Raw genomic sequence first — 20,363 nt, 5'->3', positions numbered from 1 at the left:
CGCTCTACTGTAATATCAACGTTGTAACATAGCGTAATTTCACTAAACAATGCCACTGCAAGCCCAAATAAAAAACTTCAGGAAACGTTGGTTTCCTCGGATTCTCAAACGAATTTTAATTGTGCTGTTAGTGCTGGGGCTATTGTTAGTGGGATTCGCCACCTACACTGTACGCCAATCCTTTCCGCAAGAGAGTGGCATAATTCAACTACCTCAACTCAAAGCTGAAGTAACCGTCCAGCGCGATAAATGGGGAATTCCCCACATTTATGCTGCCAACTCTCACGATTTATTTATGGCGCAAGGTTACATCCACGCCCAAGACCGTTTTTGGCAAATGGATTTTTGGCGACACATCGGTTCTGGGCGACTCTCAGAAATGTTTGGTTCCTCTCAGGTTGACACTGATAGATATCTGCGGACAATGGGTTGGGCGAGGGTAGCGCAGCAAGAAATTCAAGAAATTAATGCAGAGATGAAGGCATACCTGGAAGCATACTCAGATGGTGTCAATGCTTATCTGAAAGAGCATCAAGGTAACGCCCTGAGTCTAGAATACGCTGTGCTAAAATTCCTCAATCCTGGGTATAAGCCAGAACCTTGGCAAATATTGCATTCTCTGACTTGGGGGAAAGTGATGGCTTACGATTTGGGTACAAATTTTCAGAGTGAAGTTGAACGTGCCATACTACTTAAAACCCTTACTCCCACTCAAATAGAGGAACTTTATCCACCTTATCCTCAAGACTTGCCAGCGATTTTACCTGAGTTCCAAAAAGGCAAAACAGGAGAGGATGAAAATTCTGACGAGACACAATTCACCGCCTTTGGTATTGAGGAGTTAATAGAGTCAATTACCAAGCCGATGATGGCTTTGGAACAACTCATAGGGACTACGGGAATAGGCATTGGTTCCAATAACTAGGTGATATCCGGTGAGCTTACGGATACAGGTAAGCCAATTTTGGCAAATGACCCACACTTAGGTGTGCAAATACCCTCTATATGGTACGAGGTTGGTTTGCACTGCATATCTAAGAGTGCAGAATGTCCATACAACGTTACAGGCTTTTCCTTTGCGGGAATGATTGGGGTAATTATCGGTCATAGCGATCGCATTGCCTGGGGTGTAACTAATGTACTATCTGATGTGATGGATTTATACATCGAGAAAATCAATCCCAAAAATCCCAATCAGTATGAGGTAAATGGGAAATGGGTTGATATGAAACTCGTGCAAGAGACGATTCAAGTTGCGGGGAGTCAGCCGCTTGTACAAACGGTACGCTATACCCGACATGGGCCGATTCTCTCTGATGTTTCACCCAATCTGAAGGATTTCCAGGCAAGTCAGCTTTTAGAAATACCGCAAAACTACGCCGTAGCCTTGCGCTGGACAGCCCTAGAACCTTCCAAATTAGGGTATGCCATTCCCCAAATCAATCGCGCCCAAAACTGGCAAGAATTTCGCACTGCTGCTAGTAATTATGATGTCCCGGCTCAAAATTTGGTCTACGCTGACGTTGATGGCAATATTGGCTACCAAATGCCTGGTAAGTTCCCCATCCGAGCTAAGGGAAATGGGCGTTATCCCGTTCCTGGTTGGACAGATGCTTATGAATGGCAAGGCTATATTGACTTTGAGAAGTTACCCAAAAGTTTCAATCCGTCTCAAGGCTATATTGCTACTGCCAATAATTTAGCGATGCGTAAATATCCTTATTTAATTACCGCAGATTGGGTTTATGGCTATCGGGCACAGCGCATCGTTGAGATGATTTCACAAAAAACCGAACCGATTTCCCTAGAAGATGTGCAGCAGATACAGGGTGACGATCGCAATCTCAATGCACAAACATTAGTACCGCTACTGCAATCTATCACAGTTGATACCCCTCGCTTGCAAGCAGCCCAAAAACTTTTGCAAGATTGGAATTTGCAGTTGGGAATGACATCATCGGCTGCTGCCTTGTTTGAAGTATTCTGGAAACACTTGCTAAGAGACACGTTTCACGATCAGTTACCTGAGAGATACTTTCCCAATGGAGGCGATCGCTGGTATGCTGTAGTAGCAAATTTGGTAAAACAGCCCAATAGTTCTTGGTGGGATAATCGCAACACCCCAAAAGTTGAGAACCGAGACGAAATCTTGCGGCAATCCTTTACAGAAGCCGTGAATGAACTAGAACGGATTCAAAGCAAAGATCCGAAAAGCTGGAATTGGGGCAAACTACATACTGTTACTTTCCGTAATGCCACTTTAGGTAAATCTGGAGTTGCACCGATTGAAGCTTTATTTAATCGTGGTGCATTTGCGACGGCTGGTAACGGCGAAACAGTGAATGCTAACCGATGGAGAGCAAATAAATCCTTTGAGGTGACAGATATTCCTTCCCTGCGGATGATCGTAGATTTGGGAAATTTGGATAACTCAGTTGCAATTCATACACCCGGACAATCAGGCCATGCTTTCCATAACCACTACAACGATATGGTTGACTCTTGGCGCAATATTGAATATCACCAGATGTTGTCGCAACAAAAGAATGTCACAGATAACACTGCTGCGACATTGAAGTTAATTCCCAAATTGGAAGAATAAAGTGCAACTCTAATAGAGAATGTTAAATTTTGCTACTTAAGTGTAATTACATACACGTTGTTGAAAAAATAAAGTATAAAGTAACAGGGCAACAGAAATCAAGATTATTTTTAGAAAAAACTATTTTCATTCGCCATCTATATTCTGCTGCCCAACTTTCCCAAAACATAGTTGGAGATAATAGGATTTATGCAACGCGTATTTAAACAAAGTTTTATGTTTTCAGTCACTACCGCGATCGCATTATTATTTGCAGGGTGTGGAGAAAGTAAAGTTGCCCAATGTAACAAAGTCATCAAGGTTGCTAATCAAGCATCTACTCTCGGTCAGGAATTTGGTAAAAATCCCAATCCGGCAAAAGGTTCTAAAGCTTTAACTGAACTAGCTGGTAAGATAGATCCACTTACCCAAGAGATGAAAACCCTCGAAATTAAAGATGAAAAGTTGCAAGGTTTTCAAGGGCGCTTTATCACACTCTATCAGAATATCAGCAAGGAATTGAATAATGCCGCAGGAGCTATAGATAAAAAGAATCTACCAGCAGCAAAGGGTTTTTTGGTATCTCTGAAAAAAAGTAGTACCGAAGAAAGTTCAATAGTTAACGAAATTAATAGCTACTGTTCTGCTAAATAATCAATTCTGCATGGAATCTTGATTACAAAAATAGTGCTTAAATAGTCGGTCGATAACCACCAAAAACCGCAAAGCTAAAATTTTTGTACCAGCAATCTACATTTTTAAACCCAGCCGCTTCTAGCCAGTGAAGTTGAATCTCAAGGGTTGCCATGCGATCGTATTCCATGCGTTTTTGTGCAGCTTTAAAATCTTCTTCTGAGATACCCTTAGCATGGATAGAATCTAACCACTGTTGACGATAAAGTTCTTCTAAATCAGGGGTTTTGCCGAGAACTTGGTCGGCGTTGACAAATATCCCTCCAGGATTGAGGATATTATAAATCCGTTGATAAAGAAGTTCTTTGTCAAAATCAGAAAGATGATGAATAGATAGGGCAGAGATTATCACGTCATAGGAATCACCCAAATCAGCCTTAATGTAGTCACCAATTAAGATTTTGGGAGATTTACCCATTTTGCTAAATCTCAACTTAGCTTTCTCTAACATCTCAGGGGCTAAATCTAGTAAGGTGAACTCTGCATTTGGGAAAACAGATTGCACCATACCTGAGTAAAGTCCAGTACCAGCACCCAAATCTAGAACCTTTATCGGTGCGGTGCGTAGGCGTAGCCCGTCGTAGACATCGCTTGGGATGATTTCAACAGCTGTTTTGTAAAAGTCATCAAAACAGGGAATTAGAATCCGACGTAAGCTATCGTAATCTACTGCGGCAGTATTAAAAGCTTCTTGAATATTCATTTTTTAATTTTTAATATTGGTAGAACTTTTTGTTTTAACAACTCAATTAAAGTTGGTTCCATATACTCATATTCATCTGGTATATCTAAACAGATAATTTTTTTATCTTTAAGAAAGGGCTGAAAATTTTTTGATAGCTTGCTTTTATGAGGTTTTCCATCACAAATATCATATCAGCCCATCGAATAGCTTCAGTTGATAATGGTACTTCGTCTTAAGTAACTTCATCAAGGATTTTTGTCTTCGGCTTTCTCTATCAACCTCAAACAAGCATGAATTGTTGCTAAATAATAATAAAACATCCAGCTATACCAAATACCTTTATCAAAATTGGTCTTCTGTTGTTCGTTATGATGGCGGACACCAAAGTTATTAGCGAGATTAAACAAGTCTCCCTCGTCCTTAGAAGTGATTACCTGCTTAATTTTGGATCTCAGAAACTCTAATACATCTACTAAGTCTCTGATAGCGTCACGCCTGTCATTAAGAGATGAACGATATCGCCTAAATTTGAGAATAGCTGTTTCTACTCTTTTTTCAACATTTTCTGGATCGTAACTAGGTAAATCTGCCTCAAAAAGTAAATCTAGCCCTTGTTCTGCTAGTTCTAAAATTTCACCATTTTCAGAGAGTTCATAACCATCTTTATAGTCGCAAATAATATCATTTATTTTATCTCTAAATTCTTTCTGACCACCTTTCTTATCAAATGTATGATAGTGCCAACCACAATTAGCAAAACTGTGATGGAAACCATCAATAGGCTTTGATATCCAGTCATGTAATAATTCAATCACATCGAAGAAATCGTCTTCACTATAATTTACGCACTTGTCTTGGATCTGCCATAAGTTAGGCTTTCGCAAAGTTCTAAACATTTGAGCTTCAATATCACCTCCTAATTTACCTGGTACTTCTCCCTCGTCTACGCATTCATAACCGAAAGCCTCTTGAAAATAATCGTTTGATCTAAACTCCAAATATATATCTCGAAATAAACGACAAAGCATGGGTAAATCGAAGCGAACCGCGTCTGGATTTTTGCCTGTACGTGTAGAATAGTATCGTCGATTAACCATATTATTTTTTGGATAAATGCGCCTAGTAGTGATTAAAAGATTGGTTTGCTGGGAACAAATAACGCCTCATATCATAGCTAATACTTAAATCTATCGTCTAGTGAAGTGAGGAGTTAAACCATTGAGTCTACAGTCTTATAAGATGAAATACAGCACATTTTTTCACAAATTTTAATTTATTAGGTTTGCCTAAAGTGCATTGAGCAAAGAGAAATGATAGCACTACTAAAGTTATCCAATCTTTTTAATATTGAATGTAAAGCGATCGCTTACAATACACTCAAATAAGTTTGCTCAGAATTCATCGGCAAAATCCGCAACTTCCGATTTTTAAGGTCTGGTTCTAATCCTAAAACTTCCATTGGCGTTACACCCAAAAGGGCATAAGGTACTTCTGTGAGTTCCAGACAATCAAAGGTTCCTTGACGTTCTCCAATACTTAGTTCTACATCGCGAAAAATTCGCCCCTGCTGCACTCCAGCAGCAGTCTCTACCTGGGCTTCTCCACCTTGGACTAAACCTAGTTGACTAATAATGCTAGCAGGTAAACACAGCAAAGTCGCACCCGTATCAACTAAAACATTATCCAGAGTATAAGAGCGAACTTCCCCCAAAGAAATAAAGCCTCGTTGAGCCAAAACTTGATCAATTCGATTCGTGACAGTAAGGGTAACTATTACTTGCCCCATTTGCTTACCCTGAAGATTTGGTAGTATCAACTTACCCATTTCAGCAAACTCCTGAAAACAAAATATTTTTGAGAGATGCCTTAAAATACAAAGACGCAAAAACGCCTCTGCGCCTCTGCGTCTCTGCATGAGATATTCTCTACTTACACCATCTCTGATGATGCCTGCATCATCTGCTGCGGCTGCGGTTGGAACATAAACAACGAGTAAACCACATCTCGGCGGATGTTGACCATCATATCCAAGAAGAGTTCGTAACCCTCGCTCTTATACTCAATCAGTGGATCTTTTTGACCGTAACCGCGTAATCCCACTGATTCGCGCAAGGCATCCATTTGTTGCAGGTGTTCCCGCCACAGGGTATCAATGCGTTGCAAGATAAAGAAACGTTCAGCTTGGCGCATCAGTCCGGGTTGAACTTGGTCAATTTGCGCTTCTTTGAGGTCGTAAGCAATTCGCACCTGTTCATGGAGGAAGGCTTTAATCTCGCCGACTGTCATATCTTCTAATTGATTTGGCTGCAAGTCTGCTAACAGATAGACGAATTCTTTGACTTTCTCAACCAACTTTTCTAACTCCCACTCTTCGGAGGGTAAGTCTATGTTGATGTAGTAATCAACGATGTCATCCATCGTTTTTTCAGCGTACTTGATTACCTGTTCTTTCAAATCTTGACCTTCTAACACCCGGCGGCGTTCAGCGTAAATAGCACGACGTTGATTGTTCATCACCTCGTCATACTCAAATACCTGCTTACGGATGTCGTAGTAGTAGGTTTCGACTTTTTTCTGTGCGCCTTCCAAACTGCGGGTAAGCATCCCAGATTCGATGGGCATATCTTCTTCCACTTGGAAGGCGTTCATTAACCCAGCAACGCGATCGCCACCAAAAATCCGCAGTAGGTTATCCTCTAAGCTGAGGAAGAATCTCGTGGTTCCAGGGTCGCCTTGTCTACCTGCACGTCCGCGCAACTGGTTATCAATCCGCCGCGATTCGTGGCGTTCTGTACCAATTACGTGCAAACCACCGATTCCCACTACCTCATCATGTTCGCGGGTAGTAAATTGTTCGTATTCCTGTTTAACGCGGTTGTAAGCTTCCCGCAATTTCAGAATCACAGGGTCGTCGATGGGAGCTTTTTCGGCAGCCACAGCTACCTTGTCTTCAGCTTCCAGTTCCGGTAAACTGCGATCGCCATACTCTCGTACTGCAATTTCTACTGCATCTTTAAGTAGTTTCTCTGTTTCTTTTGTCAATTGGGTGGGGAAAATTTCTGGTGAAGCCCGCCAAGTTTTGACTTTTTTGCCAGGGACAAAGCCTTGACCACCACCGTGTCCTGTAGGCAATCCGGCTGGTCTTTGAACGCCAAAGCTATCTTCATCTTCTGGCATGACGATGCGGGGCATAAAGTATTCCCGCAGCTTCAAACGTGCCATATATTCGGAGTTACCACCCAAGATGATGTCTGTACCTCTACCAGCCATGTTAGTAGCGATAGTAACAGCACCTTTGCGTCCAGCTTGAGCGACGATTTCCGCTTCACGCTCGACATTCTCCGGTCTGGCGTTGAGTAATTCGTGGGGAATCTCTAGCTGTTTCAGCAATCGGCTGAGAAGTTCGGATTTTTCTACACTAGTGGTTCCCACTAATACAGGTCTGCCGAGTTCGTGCATTTCCGCACATTCTTTGGCGATCGCACCCCACTTGCCCGGTTCTGTCTTAAAGACCATATCAGACAAGTCTTCGCGTCTTCTGTCACGGTTGGTAGGAATTACCGCAACTTCCAGTTTGTAAATTTTTTCAAATTCTGGTTCTTCCGTTTTTGCTGTTCCGGTCATTCCACCCAATTTTGGATACAGCAAGAAAAGATTTTGATAAGTAATTGTCGCTAGAGTTTGAGTTTCTGGCTGAATCTCTTCGTGTTCTTTAGCTTCAATAGCCTGGTGTAGACCATCACTCCAACGCCGTCCAGGTAATACCCGACCGGTAAATTCATCTACAATTACTACTTCCCCATTGCGGACGATGTAATTTACATCCTTGAGGAAAAGTTCTTTAGCTTTAATCGCATTGAAAACGAAGTGTGCCCAAGGATCTTCTGGGTCAAATAAATCTGTGACTCCCAAAAGATTTTCGGCTTCCGCAAAGCCTTCATCTGTCAATAGCACGTTACGAGCTTTTTCATCTACATCATAATGCTCGTCTTTTTTGAGCGTGAATGCTATTTCAGCAGCTTGCAGATACTTTTCTGTAGGTCTTTCCACCTGCCCAGAAATAATCAGAGGTGTCCGCGCCTCATCAATTAAAATTGAGTCTACCTCGTCAATTACGCAATAATTGAACGGACGTTGCACCACATCTGCCATCGATGTCGCCATGTTATCCCGCAGGTAGTCAAAGCCGACCTCGCTGTTGGTGACATAAGTGATATCGCAATCGTAGTTTTTCTGGCGTTCACTGGGAGTCATGCTTGACTGGATTAGCCCCACACTCAACCCCAAGAACCGATGCACCTGTCCCATCCATTCAGCATCCCGACGAGCTAGGTAATCGTTCACGGTGATCACATGTACACCTTTACCAGTCAGGGCATTTAAATAACTTGGTAAGGTTGCTACGAGTGTTTTACCCTCACCAGTTTTCATTTCGGCAATTTGCCCTACGTGCAAAATGATACCGCCAAGGAGTTGGACATCAAAGTGCCGCAAGCCTAACACTCGCCGTCCTGCTTCCCGAACAACGGCGTAAGCTTCTGGCAAAAGGTCATCCAGGGCTTCACCTTTGGCGAGTCGTTGTTTAAATTCGACGGTTTTACCTTTTAGCTCCTCATCGGAAAGAACCTTAATTTCTTCCTCTAAAAGGTTAATTTCAGTAACAGAAGGTTGGTATTTTTTAAGCTTACGAGCGTTGGGGTCGCCCAACAAAAGTTTTAGCATGGCAGATTATAGAACTGAATCAAGGGGGATGGGGATTAAAGGTTCGGCATTGATTATAAACATTTAACCCAACCCAACCGTCTTGGTTGTGGATGGGTGTCAAATGAGAATTACCTCAAAAACAGGAGAAAAACTAGCCAATCATTTAGTAAACTGATTGGTTTTAACTCTTATCTTATATTTAGTCTTTCTTCATAGTATCATTTTGCCCCCAGATGGGGCCAGAGAAGGAGTGGGGGAATAGAGTTATGAGTTATAAGTTATGAATTTTTTCAACTCCTAACTTTTGTAGAGACACGATTAATCGCGTCTCTACTCCTCACTTCCATTCTGCTGTCAGGCGGCGGAAATTGTAGTCGCTAGCGCTGGGATGACAGCTGACACAGCTGCCAACCTGGACGGGACGTGGTAACTTAACTCCTGGATGTAAAGCTTTGAAATAACGCGAGTTACTGAGGCGATAGGGTGTTTCTTCGTCGTCTCGCTGCACACGCGAGAAAGTTAAAAGATATTTCCACACCAAAATGCGCGGCGGATCGACCAAAGGCTGTAGTTGTGCGCCGTAGTGCTGCGAGTCTTGCAGGAGATTTTTCCAAGTTTGGGTGGGTAAAACGGCTGGTGGTAAAGCAATGTGGCAGGTGGAGCAGTTTTCCAAATACAGCTCTTGCCCCAGTTGGTACTGGGCGGGTACTACGTCAACAGTACCAATTTCGACGGGGGGAGTAGCACTGTGGGCATTAGTTGCCAAGGCGAGAAGCCAGCCCATAGCTAGGCTCCACGTTACAATTACCAGAAGTAAACCGAAAAATTGGCGTTTGAATTGGCGTTCGGCACTTTGCTGTAACGCTTGGCGTTGGCGTAGCCCGCCGTAGGCATCGCTTCGGGCAGAGCGTAGCTCATCGCGGGTTTTGCGCTTAACAAAAATTGACATTCCTCACATTCCCAGATATTTAAAAGTGGCGCTTGTGCTAATCATAGGACTTACGCAGTATTGGTAGTGTTTCAAATTTTGTGTAAGTAGTTTTAGTAATGGCAAGCAGCTCTACGTTTATACATCTCTTAAGATTAATTACAGTGGCACACCCCTGGCTATGTAACGAAAAATATCTTGGTAGTTTTAACCTGACTCAATAAAAAAATCAGCCAAAATATCTTAGATTTAATTTGCACTAATATCTCTTCGATCCGTCAATAGCAAAATACTTGTAGTTTCTGCATCAATCCTGTTTCATAACTCACTAATTTGTTTTCTATCTTATTTTGTAGGAAATTCTAACATTTGAAATCCAAGCAAGAGAAGGGAATTTAAGTCTATCCCTTCCTTTAATAAGGGTTGCATTGGATTTCAGATTCTGTTAGTAGTATTTCAAGAGAAAGCAATTAGACCAAGATTGAGAAACAACCCTTATCTACCTTTTTTACCTTAAGGAATAGAAACCGATCGCAATAATCGCTCAACAACAGTTCTAGCGTTGCGTCCTCCTCTAGGAATAAGGCGATGGCAAAGAACGTGAGGAACGAGAAACTTCACATCATCGGGAATGGCATAATCACGCCCTAATAGAAAAGCGAGTGCTTGGGCAGCCCGTTGTAATGCTAATGTGCCACGCGGACTGACACCAAGGGCGATTTCTTCATCTTGGCGTGTTGCCCGTACCAATTCGAGAATGTACTGTTGCAAAGAAGTAGTCACTTTTACTTGAGAGCAGAGGTAACGCAATTCCTGTACTTCTGCCAAGGTAATACAAGGCTGCAAATCAGCAACCTTCACACCATTTTGGAGATTTTGCAGCATCAGGAGTTCTTCTGCCTCCGAAGGATAGCCCAAACTCAGCGACAACATGAACCGATCCATTTGCGCTTCCGGCAAGGGAAAAGTACCTTGATACTCGATCGGGTTTTGAGTAGCGATGACAAAGAAGGGTTGGGGAACTGGACGAGAGACACCATCAACTGTTACCTGATGTTCTTCCATAACTTCCAGCAAAGCTGACTGAGTGCGAGGTGTAGCGCGGTTAATTTCGTCAGCTAAGAGAATATTGGTAAAGACTGGCCCAGGAAGAAAAGTAAATTCGCCGCTTTTTGGGTTCCAGATGTTAGTGCCAGTAATATCAGTTGGCAGTAAATCGGGGGTACATTGTAGGCGTTGAAACTTACCATCCAGTGAACGAGCTAGAGATTTAGCAAGTAGGGTTTTACCAACACCAGGAACATCTTCTAGCAGGGCATGACCACCACCGAGGAAGGCTACTAGCACTAAGCGTATTGCCTCAGCTTTGCCAACAATGGTAAGAGCCAGATTTTGTGTTAAAGCGTCAATTTTTTCTCTCATGGAGCGGGGGGAATGGGGAATGGGGAATGGGGAATGGGGAATGGGGAATGGGGAATGGGGATTAGGAATTTCTTTCCCTCTGCCTTTTCAGCCCATCCCCGATGCCCTATCTATTGTTCCCACTCAGCACTCAAAACTTCTTTAGCAACAACGCAGTCAAGTTGAATTTGTGTTTTTAAGGCTTCTAGAGAAGGAAATTTTTGTTCAGGGCGCAAAAATTTAACTAGTTCCACAGCCAGTTTTTTGCCATACAAATCACCAGACCAATCGAATAAATGTACTTCCGCAGATGAATAAGTACCATTTACAGTTGGGCGGTTGCCGATGTTCATTACGCCCAAGCTCTCACTAGAAGGAGCATCTGATGTTTCACTAAGAGTAAAAACACGGACAGCGTAAACTCCTTGGCGGGGCAAAAACTTTTCTTTTGGTAGTTGGAGATTGGCGGTGGGAAAGCCAATTGTTCTACCCAATTGTTGACCTTGAACCACAACACCAAAGAGAGTATAGGGGCGACCTAGTAGTAAATTTGCGTTTTCGATGTCGCCTTGCTCAAGGGTTTGGCGGATCAATGAAGTGCTAATGCGGGCATCTTGAGTTGGATTAGTACTAACGCAACTGCTTTGAGTGGGCGAGTCACCTGTATAAGTTTGTAAGGGAACGATGGTAACGGGGATATTGTGTTTGGCGGCGATTAATTGCAAATCTTTAGCAGTGCCACTGCGCTTTTCGCCAAAACAAAAATCCTGCCCGATGCTAATTCGCTGGCATTGCAGTTGCTGGACGAGAATTTTTTGGACGAATTCTTCGGGGGTCAAAGCAGATAATTCTTTGTCAAAAGGTAGTAATACTAGTTGTTCTACCCCAAGCGATCGCAATTGTTGGACTTTTTCATCCAGTGGCGTTAACAATGTCCGGGGTTGCCCCGTAAAAAATTCCTGTGGATGGGGGTCAAAGGTGACAACTGTTGAGTAGGTATATTTTTGATTTGTTAGTTGTTGATTTTCCTTTGAATGGGGACTACTGGCTACTGACAAGCGATCGCCAGGGTGCAAGACTGGTTGAATTACCCTTTGATGACCAAGATGAACACCATCAAACTTTCCAAGGGCAACAGCAGTCGGCGTTAGCAGCCCTTCGCTCGAAGAAGCAACCCACACAGAACACCCATTTTGAGACAAATTTAGCACGTGGATTCTGAGATTTTAGGTTTATTTTAGCTATCAGTAGGAAGCTACCTTATGGTAAACCGCCTTGAGGAGGACATTCACCAACTGCCCATGAGGTCTTGTGCGATTAGCCAGGGTGTTGATGCCACCCCTTTTAGCTATCAGCCAAAAGCTTAATCCACGGGAAGTAGCCCCAGATGGGATCTTATGCCATCAGCTTGACTACTAATTTTAGATTTTAGATTTTTATTTTTTGGTTCATTCCTCGCTCTTAATAGGCAGAACAAATCCAAAATCTTCAGAACTAATACCCGAACTTTGTAGCGGGACGTTCGCGGAGCGTCTCGCAGAGAAGACTGTTTGTCTGTTTCAATCCAAAATCCAAAATTGGTTGACAGCTAATTGCTAATTCCAGATACCCCAAATACCAGAGCTAAAAAGGCTCTAGTTCCTTGTTGAGACTGCAACGAGGTAAAACCTCATTCAGCCGCAAGAGAGGGTCTTGTGGGTGCCTGGGCTGTGTTGGTGAATCTATAAAGTCTATCCTCCTGTTGTCGCCCTTATCCTATGGTTGGCGTGACAACTCTGGGCAGCGCTGTCTCACCTTGCAGCCAACAGGTACGCTCTCGCGCTGAAAGCTTCTGATCACCAATCTAATCTAAAATCTCCTATTCCTGTGATCGCAATCTTTAGGTAGAAAACTTACTAACAGGAAAAGATTCTGATAAGGCTACTGAGGTAGGAATCTGAAGTACCATTCCTTCCCGTGCCATAATAGCACCGGGAAATTTCTCAGAGGCTTGTTGCCCTACACAATCCAAAAAGTCGTCATTGTGGGCGGGGTCGTGGTGGTAAATTACCAAAGTTTTGACGTTAGCAGCTTGTGCCACTTTCACCGCTTCTTGCCAGGTAGAATGTCCCCAGCCAATTTTTGGGGTTTTTGGGGAGTGGTATTCTTCATCTGTGTAGGTGGAATCGTAAATCAGAATATCAGCATTACGAGATAGCCAAAGCACATTGTCATCGAGTCGGTCAGGAAAATGTTCGGTATCAGTAATATAAGCAGCAGCACCACCACGCCAGTTGACACGGTATCCTACGGCTTCTCCTGGATGGTTTAAAGGTGCTGTTTCTACGGTAACGTCATCGATGTGGATTGGTTGCCCTGGTCGAATGTCGTAGAACTTTAAATTTGCTTGCATAATCTGCAAGGGTACGGGAAAGTTCGGGTGTAACATTTGATCGTTGAGGCGCTGCTCTATGGTCGAGCCATCAGGTGCGATCGCGCCGTAGATATGAAAGTCATTTCCCTTGACAAATCCTGGGGTAAAGAAGGGAAAACCCTGCATGTGATCCCAGTGAGAGTGAGTAAAAAATATGTGACCTTCTAACGGCATTTGGCGCAACCAAGATTGCCCTAAAACATGTAGTCCTGTGCCAGCATCGAAAACTAAGCGTTTATCGCCCGCTTGCATTGATATGCAAGGGGTATTACCGCCGTAGCGAACGGTGTGTGGCCCTGGACTGGGGATGCTGCCGCGAACGCCCCAAAATTGTACGGTAAATTGATTCTCTATCCTAGACATGGGTGTTGCTTGCTGGACTGAGCGGGCGATAACTGGAAAAATTACTACTTAAATTGTCTAAGTCTATGCTGTCTCACCGATTGTATTAGAGGGAAGATTTCTTGGTAAAACAGCATACCCTGTTTCTGGCTGATTGTGTAAATGTGGATGAAATACTCTCAGGGAGAATTTTCTAGCTTTTGGGGTGAATGTGTATCGGTTATTTCAAGAGTGCCCCTACGTTATAGCCTACATTTTTCTCTGATGCATTTGAATAACTCCAGTTTTGTCCTGATAAATCAAATGATTCAGGGAAAATTGAATTCCCAATCAGACAATTTCTCTAGTCCAGTTGCGTAAGTTAGATTGTATTGTAACGGAGTTATACTGATGTAGTTTTTACGTACAACTTGCACATCTGTTGGTACATTTTGAGGCAGATTTAATCCAGTTGGAGGTTCCACATCCTCAACTACTTCTCCGGTTAACCAATAGTACGTTTTTCCACGGGGATCAACTCGTTTATTAAACACATCAATGTAATGCCGTAGGCCTTGACGGGTGAGAGTAACTCCGGCAATTTCTTCCCATTTGACCGCAGGAATATTAACGTTGAGCAACATTAAATCTGGTAGAGGTTTTTGGGCTAACTGGTCTACGAGAATTTTGGCAAACTTAGCAGCAGGTTGAAAGTCTTTAGATGTATGACTAATAAGACTTAGGGCCACGCTGGGAATACCTTCAATTAGACCTTCCATTGCCGCCGAAACAGTGCCAGAATACAAGATTTCAGTTCCCAAATTTGCACCTTGATTAATGCCAGAGAGAACCAAATCGGGAGGAGTATCTAGCAAAGCCCACAGCGCCAATTTGACGCAATCTGAAGGCGTACCATCGCAAGCCCAAGCTTTGACAGCAGGATGAAAAATTGATTCCACAATTTCGGCACGAATGGGTTGGTGGAGAGTTAATCCATGTCCAGTTGCCGATCGCTCTCGATCCGGGCAAACTACACTAACATCATGACCTGCTTCTGCCAAGTAGTTGGCTAGGGTACGAATCCCCAAAGCAGAAACGCCGTCGTCGTTGCTAATTAGTAATTTCATAGTCATTGGTCATTGGTCATTGGTCATTAGTCATTGGTCATTAGTTATTAGTTATTTGTTATTAGCCATTTGTCAATGTCTGAGGTCACAAGCAGCAAAAAAAATATTTATACTCACTAGACAGTGTGGCGGAATTTTGCCTACCTTTAAGACAAGTTGCTCAATCTTCAAGTCTGGTTAAGTAAGATGTTAGCTGGATTTACGTGCCTGCTAGACTAGCCCAATCGTCTATAACTGATAAACAGAGATTTGGTTTCAACCCTTACCTTTAGCTGATGTTAATGGTATGACTGTAAGTTTATTTATCGACCGATTCACAGCTTTTGACTATAGACTAATGACTAATGACCAATGACTAATAACTAATGACTAGCAATTTAGAAGCTCAACTTTTAGCACTGCGGCAAGAAGGAGAAAAAGCGATCGCAGCCGCCGACACCCTAGAACGTCTAGAGGAACTCAGAGTTAACTATCTGGGTAAAAAAGGGGAACTGGGGGCACTGTTGCGAAGTATGGGGCAAATGAGTGCAGAGGAACGACCAAAAATTGGAGCGATCGCCAATACAGTTAAAGAATCCCTGCAAACTAGTCTAGACCAGCAACGCGCCGCCCTCGAAGCCGCTCAAATTCAGGTACAGCTAGAGGCGGAAACTCTGGATGTTACTATGCCGGGAATTTACAGCCCCCAAGGTCGCATTCATCCCCTCAATGGAATTATTGACCGGGCGCTGGATATCTTTGTTGGTATGGGCTACACCGTGGCTCAAGGGCCAGAGATGGAAACAGATTACTATAATTTCGAGGCTCTCAACACCCCACCAGATCACCCCGCCCGTGATATGCAGGATACCTTCTACCTCCCAGATGGTAATCTTCTCCGTACTCATACCTCATCAGTGCAAATTCGTTACATGGAAAGAGAAGAACCACCCATTCGGGTTGTGGCTCCAGGGCGAGTTTATCGGCGAGATAATGTAGACGCGACTCACTCAGCAGTTTTCCATCAAATAGAACTTTTAGCTATTGATGAGGGACTAACTTTTACTGACCTCAAGGGCACAATTAAAGTATTTTTACAAGCAATATTTGGCGATTTACCTATTCGCTTCCGCGCCAGTTATTTCCCATTTACTGAACCCTCTGCTGAAGTGGATTTGCAGTGGAATGGTCGCTGGCTGGAAGTGATGGGATGCGGTATGGTCGATCCAAATGTACTTAAGTCTGTGGGTTACGACCCAGAAGTTTATACAGGGTTTGCTGCCGGTTTTGGTGTAGAACGCTTTGCAATGGTGTTACACCAAATCGATGATATTCGTCGGTTGTATGCTAGTGATTTGAGATTTTTGCAACAATTTTAGGGAAGCGATCGCTGTAAATAATCAGGCGTTTACTAAATCTCTTGCAAAAGTCAATTGGATGAAAATTTAACCACAGATAATTACTCATGAATTATCTGTGGTTTTAAATAATAAATCATAATTGATGAATTTGGTAAACTATCAATACGTAACTTCTGTTGACGTGATATGACTGCAATTACTGGCAAACGTCTAACGCTTGAGGAATATTTGAAGTATGACGATCGCACGGATAGCCAGTATGAACTGGTGGCAGGTGAGTTAGTTGCTATGCCACCCGAAAGCCCAAAAAATGTCCAGATATCTCTATTTTTACTGGTAAATTTCCTCAAGTTCGTCCCAGTCAATCGGTTAAGTAACAAAGTTGAAATTGTTGTTGCTGGTTCTCGTGCGACAACTCGCATTCCTGACTTAGTTGTGCTGACGGATGAACTTGCAACAGTCTTTGAAGGTGCAACGCGATCCACAATTACCCTGGATATGCCACCTCCGGCTTTAGTTGTCGAAGTTGTTTCTCCTGGCAAAGCTAACGAAGACCGGGACTATCGCTACAAACGTTCCGAGTATGCCGCAAGGGGAATTGCTGAATATTGGATTGTTGATCCACAAATAAATACAGTTACCGTACTGATATTAGTTGACGGGTTTTATGAAGAAACTAGATTTACAGGAAACAGTGCGATCGCATCTACTATTTTCCCAGAATTACAACTAACTGTAGAACAAGTACTCAACGCGGGATAAAGCAATATCTCAAATATGCAGAAGACTAGCGTCCTAGAGTAAAATATAGTCAATAATTCCTAGCCAAAATTCATGCCATGAGTCAATGGCCTTTTTACCGCAGGATGCAATAATCGCAGAAGAAAAGCTAACCAAGTATCTGCTTGTGCCGTTGCCAAAAGACGATAAATCTAAATTTCTCGCTAGGGCTGGGTACACATTAGATAACTGGCAACAACTGGAACGGGATTTACGCGCTCAAATTTTAACGCAACCTGCCGAGGCGATCGAAACAACTCGTTATGGGCAGAAGTATGTTATTCGTGCGTGTTTGCGAGGGATTAATGGTGTTGAACTCAATATTTTAACCATTTGGATGGTTGCAAACGATACAACCAAATTTGTCACCTTAGTGCCAGATCAAGGAGCCAACTCATGAAGGTACAGTACCCTTTATTCTCCCAAGTTGCTTTAGCACAGGACTTACCAGAATACAATCTGAAGCGAGGGAATGTTGCAACAATTGTGGAACATTACCCTATGCCTGAAGGGGAAGAGGACGGGTATAGTCTGGAAGGGTTTGATTTGCCCTATGTGACGATCGAAGTACCAGCATCTCAAATTATCCCCATTGCCCAATGGCAGCAAGAAGAAATGATTTTAGCGAAGTTACGCCAGCTATCGGGAGCGAGGCTGTTGCAATTACAAGACTATCTCGATTTTCTCTTGCAAAAAGAAGAGTCTGAGCATCAGAGTGGGTTCAAATCTATCATCTAAGTATTTTGCGAGAAAATAATTAGCGATCGCTTTTACTATCTTAAGATTTACGCAAACAATAGCCGAAACCCTGATTTTTAGGTAGGGGTAATTCATTAATTGCCTCTACAGCGTGTAGTTTTGCGTAAGTCCTATATCTGAGTAAAAAAACCAGGATTTATCCTGGTACGTTGATATTTTAGATTTTTATTAAAAGTTATACAATTTTCTCAACTAATGTAATGTTTATAGTTTTAAAAAACTTTTAAATTAAGCTTTTTTAGCCTATTATAACTAAACCATGCTATTAATCTACCGTCAATAAATATGGTAATGGAACAAGAAGAATATGATTACGAACAAGCATACTATGATATTGATCTACCCCAGAGGCTTAAACAGCTTGGCTTAACAGGGTGGGGACTGGCAAAGATTTGCACGATTCAAGAAGGACAAGAACCGAACGAAAAGAATGTTCGGCGCAACTACTCATCTATTAAACGGGCAATTGATAATCCTGATTCAATTAGTCTCGGACTTTATAAAACTATCATCATGCTTGTTGGTGGTAAACTTCATCATGTTTGGACTTAAATCGATGTAATTGATAATAGTGAATCTTAACTAAATTTATTGATAGCAACTAATATTTATGGCAAATAAATTTAGTTGAAAATCCAAATTAAAAATATTAAGGTGGTTAGTGAATGACACTGACCACCATGCGTGAGACTTTATTTAACTATTCCTGAATGACCGGGGATATCTGCCAAAGGTTCAAATCTGCCGCCTAAGTATTTGGCGAGAAACTCCTCTACGATCGCAAAAAAATGCAAACGATTTTCTGGTCTGGCAAAACCATGTCCTTCATCAGTGTAAAGTGCATATTGCACAGGTAAACCAGCTTCTTGCATTGCGTTGACAATTTGATCGCTTTCTGATTGTTTCACTCGCGGATCGTTTGCACCTTGACCGATAAGTAAAGGTTTTTGAATCCGGTCAGCAAAAAATAAAGGCGATCGCGATTTCAAAAATTCCTCTTCTGTCTCTAAATTACCAACGCGATGATAAAGCATTGCCTTCAATGGTTCCCAATAAGGCGGTATAGTTTCTATCAAAGTAATCAGGTTACTTGGCCCGACAATATCCACGCCAGCCGCAAATATTTCTGGTGTAAAAGTCAATCCTACTAAAGTGGCGTAACCTCCATAAGAACCGCCCATAATCGCAATCTTTTGCGGATCGGAAATGCCTTGTTCCACCAGCCAGTTAACGCTGTCAATCAAGTCATCGTGCATTTTGCCAGCCCATTCCCGATTTCCAGCATTTAAAAATGCTTTACCGTAGCCAGTGGAACCGCGAAAGTTCACTTGCAGAACGGCATAACCCCGGTTAGCTAGCCATTGCGCTGTGGGAGAGAAACCCCAAACATCCCGCGCCCAAGGGCCGCCATGAACCAGCAGTACTGTTGGGAGATTCTGCGTAGGTATTCCTACAGGCGTTGTCAAGTAACTGTGGATAGTTAAACCATCCCGCGCTTCGTAGGAAATTGGTTGCATTGAAGCTAACTGCAACGTTTCGAGTTTGGGTTGGTTACTAAAGAGGAAAGTGCTAGTTTTGGACTCTCGGTTGTAGGCATAGTAATAAACTGGGCCATTGTCAGTTCTATAAGCCACTAGCCAGGTTTTATCTTCCAAGTCGCGGCTAATTATAGAGAATTCTCCAGGACGCACCTTGGCGATTTCTTCAAAATCAGTGGCGATACTTTGGTCAATTACCTGCCATTCCTGTTTATCTTTGTAAAAAGAAACTGCTTGGATAACTCGTGTCAGTGGGTGAATAATTATCCCCACAACATCATACTGCTCATCTTCAGCAATGACAGTTTCCTGACGGCTATCTAGGTCAACAGCTAGCAGACGTTTGGCGTTAGCATCGTGATTCCCTTGAATGTAAAGGGTTTTACCATCATCTGAGAAGCTAACAGAATTCCCTTCCTCTTCTGGCCCCCAGTGGCGGAGAATTTCCCACTGTTTATCTGATTTCTGCAATAACAAATCGTAACCACCATCGGGTGTACTAGCTGTTGCTGCACGTATTTGAAAATCAGCGTCAGATGTCCAACTGATAATGTTACCGGGGTTATCAGTGTCGAACTCAACCGCACCATTTTTAAGGTTAATGCGGTAAACGTCAAACTTTTGAGGATTGTTCAAGTTCAACGCTACCAGCACTTGATCTGGAAATTTGGGTTCCAGTTCCACAAGTTCTGCTTTCACACCTTGGAATGGCGTTAAGTCACGCACAATTTTGGAGTGGATATTAACCAAGTGGAGGTGAAAGTTCTCGTCGCCATCCGAGTCTTGCATATAAATCAACTGGTCGGCGTTATAAGTCCAGAAGAAAATGCGGATACCGCGCTTTTTGTCGGCAGTTAGTATCTGGTCGTCTTGTTGTCCTATAGTTCGCAACCATACCTGCAAGACATTTTTTTCATCAGGGGCGATATATGCCAAGTACTTGCCATCAGGCGAGAGTTGCGGGCTAGTTTTTTCGGGATTCCCAAACAGGATTTCGCGCGGAATCAACGGTGGTAGGGAGGGCGCTTGAGCAGATGACATATTTTATCCTCTACTTGACTACCCTATTGTCACTTGGTGGTGAAAATGACAA

At 42.8% G+C, this 20,363-nt stretch carries 16 protein-coding genes and 2 pseudogenes; 7 read left to right on the top strand and 11 right to left on the bottom strand.

Annotated features, from left to right (window positions below):
* The first annotated feature begins 49 nt into the window (after positions 1–49).
* Positions 50–2,602: pseudogene (locus H6G86_RS17010) on the top strand (penicillin acylase family protein).
* Positions 2,603–2,791: 189 nt separating this feature from the next.
* Positions 2,792–3,235, top strand: a complete 444-nt coding sequence (locus H6G86_RS17005) for a hypothetical protein (RefSeq protein WP_190935301.1) — start codon at positions 2,792–2,794, stop codon at positions 3,233–3,235.
* A gap of 37 nt (positions 3,236–3,272) precedes the next feature.
* On the opposite strand, the gene H6G86_RS17000 is transcribed toward H6G86_RS17005, so the two are convergent.
* From H6G86_RS17000 to surE, 10 genes and pseudogenes are all read right to left on the bottom strand, one after another.
* A complete protein-coding gene (locus tag H6G86_RS17000) occupies positions 3,273–3,977 on the bottom strand; it encodes a class I SAM-dependent methyltransferase (RefSeq protein WP_190935300.1) in 705 nt (234 codons plus the stop codon).
* A pseudogene (locus H6G86_RS38710) lies at positions 3,974–4,188 on the bottom strand (phosphotyrosine protein phosphatase); the annotation flags it as partial. The pseudogene H6G86_RS38710 and the gene H6G86_RS17000, both read right to left, overlap by 4 nt.
* A 16-nt stretch (positions 4,189–4,204) precedes the next feature.
* Positions 4,205–5,056, bottom strand: a complete 852-nt coding sequence (locus H6G86_RS16995) for a basic helix-loop-helix domain-containing protein (RefSeq protein WP_190935299.1) — start codon at positions 5,054–5,056, stop codon at positions 4,205–4,207.
* A 269-nt stretch (positions 5,057–5,325) separates the two neighbouring features.
* Positions 5,326–5,784: a retroviral-like aspartic protease family protein gene (locus H6G86_RS16990; protein WP_190935298.1), complete on the bottom strand. Its 459-nt coding sequence runs from the start codon at positions 5,782–5,784 to the stop codon at positions 5,326–5,328.
* Positions 5,785–5,888: 104 nt separating this feature from the next.
* Positions 5,889–8,681, bottom strand: coding sequence for a preprotein translocase subunit SecA (gene secA / locus H6G86_RS16985; protein ID WP_190935297.1), 2,793 nt, complete (start codon positions 8,679–8,681; stop codon positions 5,889–5,891).
* Between the two features lie 319 nt (positions 8,682–9,000).
* Complete coding sequence (locus tag H6G86_RS16980; RefSeq protein ID WP_242064843.1) at positions 9,001–9,612, bottom strand: diheme cytochrome c; 612 nt, start codon at positions 9,610–9,612, stop codon at positions 9,001–9,003.
* A 492-nt stretch (positions 9,613–10,104) separates the two neighbouring features.
* The gene (locus tag H6G86_RS16975) at positions 10,105–11,013 is read right to left on the bottom strand and encodes an AAA family ATPase (RefSeq protein ID WP_190935296.1); all 909 of its coding nucleotides are present in this window, start codon (positions 11,011–11,013) and stop codon (positions 10,105–10,107) included.
* 110 nt (positions 11,014–11,123) lie between these two features.
* Positions 11,124–12,203, bottom strand: coding sequence for a bifunctional riboflavin kinase/FAD synthetase (locus H6G86_RS16970; protein ID WP_190935295.1), 1,080 nt, complete (start codon positions 12,201–12,203; stop codon positions 11,124–11,126).
* A 668-nt stretch (positions 12,204–12,871) separates the two neighbouring features.
* The gene (locus H6G86_RS16965; protein ID WP_190935294.1) at positions 12,872–13,768 is read right to left on the bottom strand and encodes an MBL fold metallo-hydrolase; all 897 of its coding nucleotides are present in this window, start codon (positions 13,766–13,768) and stop codon (positions 12,872–12,874) included.
* 287 nt (positions 13,769–14,055) lie between these two features.
* On the bottom strand, positions 14,056–14,853 hold the full coding sequence (surE, locus tag H6G86_RS16960) for a 5'/3'-nucleotidase SurE (RefSeq protein WP_190935360.1): 798 nt from the start codon (positions 14,851–14,853) through the stop codon (positions 14,056–14,058).
* Between the two features lie 365 nt (positions 14,854–15,218).
* Between surE and pheS the strand changes: the two genes are divergently transcribed.
* The 5 genes from pheS (at position 15,219) to H6G86_RS16935 (ending at position 18,284) form a co-directional block, all read left to right on the top strand.
* Entirely contained in the window at positions 15,219–16,211 is a 993-nt protein-coding gene (gene pheS, locus H6G86_RS16955) for a phenylalanine--tRNA ligase subunit alpha (RefSeq protein WP_190935293.1), read from the top strand.
* A 168-nt stretch (positions 16,212–16,379) separates the two neighbouring features.
* On the top strand, positions 16,380–16,955 hold the full coding sequence (locus H6G86_RS16950; RefSeq protein WP_190935292.1) for a Uma2 family endonuclease: 576 nt from the start codon (positions 16,380–16,382) through the stop codon (positions 16,953–16,955).
* An 85-nt stretch (positions 16,956–17,040) separates the two neighbouring features.
* A complete protein-coding gene (locus H6G86_RS16945) occupies positions 17,041–17,373 on the top strand; it encodes a DUF6883 domain-containing protein (protein WP_190935291.1) in 333 nt (110 codons plus the stop codon).
* Complete coding sequence (locus H6G86_RS16940; RefSeq protein ID WP_190935290.1) at positions 17,370–17,711, top strand: DUF4926 domain-containing protein; 342 nt, start codon at positions 17,370–17,372, stop codon at positions 17,709–17,711. The genes H6G86_RS16945 and H6G86_RS16940 overlap by 4 nt, the downstream gene beginning before the upstream one ends.
* Positions 17,712–18,017: 306 nt before the next feature.
* Positions 18,018–18,284, top strand: a complete 267-nt coding sequence (locus H6G86_RS16935; protein WP_190935289.1) for a hypothetical protein — start codon at positions 18,018–18,020, stop codon at positions 18,282–18,284.
* Between the two features lie 140 nt (positions 18,285–18,424).
* On the opposite strand, the gene H6G86_RS16930 is transcribed toward H6G86_RS16935, so the two are convergent.
* Positions 18,425–20,311 carry a S9 family peptidase gene (locus H6G86_RS16930; protein WP_190935288.1) on the bottom strand — a complete coding sequence of 629 codons (1,887 nt, stop codon included), beginning with the start codon at positions 20,309–20,311 and terminating at the stop codon, positions 18,425–18,427.
* Positions 20,312–20,363 lie beyond the last annotated feature (52 nt).

This window comes from Nostoc sp. FACHB-133 (genome assembly GCF_014698055.1).
Taxonomy (GTDB): Bacteria; Cyanobacteriota; Cyanobacteriia; order Cyanobacteriales; family Nostocaceae; genus Nostoc.
The sequence above is the reverse complement of the archived record's forward strand: the minus strand, read 5'-3'. Positions and strand labels throughout refer to the sequence as shown.

What these genes read in the sequence shown, in the direction of transcription:
- H6G86_RS17005 (WP_190935301.1), top strand. Translation starts at nt 2,792, where the DNA reads ATGCAACGCGTATTTAAACAAAGTTTTATGTTTTCAGTCACTACCGCG.
- H6G86_RS17000 (WP_190935300.1), bottom strand. Translation starts at nt 3,977, where the DNA reads ATGAATATTCAAGAAGCTTTTAATACTGCCGCAGTAGATTACGATAGC.
- H6G86_RS16995 (WP_190935299.1), bottom strand. Translation starts at nt 5,056, where the DNA reads ATGGTTAATCGACGATACTATTCTACACGTACAGGCAAAAATCCAGAC.
- H6G86_RS16990 (WP_190935298.1), bottom strand. Translation starts at nt 5,784, where the DNA reads ATGGGTAAGTTGATACTACCAAATCTTCAGGGTAAGCAAATGGGGCAA.
- secA (WP_190935297.1), bottom strand. Translation starts at nt 8,681, where the DNA reads ATGCTAAAACTTTTGTTGGGCGACCCCAACGCTCGTAAGCTTAAAAAA.
- H6G86_RS16980 (WP_242064843.1), bottom strand. Translation starts at nt 9,612, where the DNA reads ATGTCAATTTTTGTTAAGCGCAAAACCCGCGATGAGCTACGCTCTGCC.
- H6G86_RS16975 (WP_190935296.1), bottom strand. Translation starts at nt 11,013, where the DNA reads ATGAGAGAAAAAATTGACGCTTTAACACAAAATCTGGCTCTTACCATT.
- H6G86_RS16965 (WP_190935294.1), bottom strand. Translation starts at nt 13,768, where the DNA reads ATGTCTAGGATAGAGAATCAATTTACCGTACAATTTTGGGGCGTTCGC.
- surE (WP_190935360.1), bottom strand. Translation starts at nt 14,853, where the DNA reads ATGAAATTACTAATTAGCAACGACGACGGCGTTTCTGCTTTGGGGATT.
- pheS (WP_190935293.1), top strand. Translation starts at nt 15,219, where the DNA reads ATGACTAGCAATTTAGAAGCTCAACTTTTAGCACTGCGGCAAGAAGGA.
- H6G86_RS16950 (WP_190935292.1), top strand. Translation starts at nt 16,380, where the DNA reads ATGACTGCAATTACTGGCAAACGTCTAACGCTTGAGGAATATTTGAAG.
- H6G86_RS16945 (WP_190935291.1), top strand. Translation starts at nt 17,041, where the DNA reads ATGGCCTTTTTACCGCAGGATGCAATAATCGCAGAAGAAAAGCTAACC.
- H6G86_RS16940 (WP_190935290.1), top strand. Translation starts at nt 17,370, where the DNA reads ATGAAGGTACAGTACCCTTTATTCTCCCAAGTTGCTTTAGCACAGGAC.
- H6G86_RS16935 (WP_190935289.1), top strand. Translation starts at nt 18,018, where the DNA reads ATGGTAATGGAACAAGAAGAATATGATTACGAACAAGCATACTATGAT.
- H6G86_RS16930 (WP_190935288.1), bottom strand. Translation starts at nt 20,311, where the DNA reads ATGTCATCTGCTCAAGCGCCCTCCCTACCACCGTTGATTCCGCGCGAA.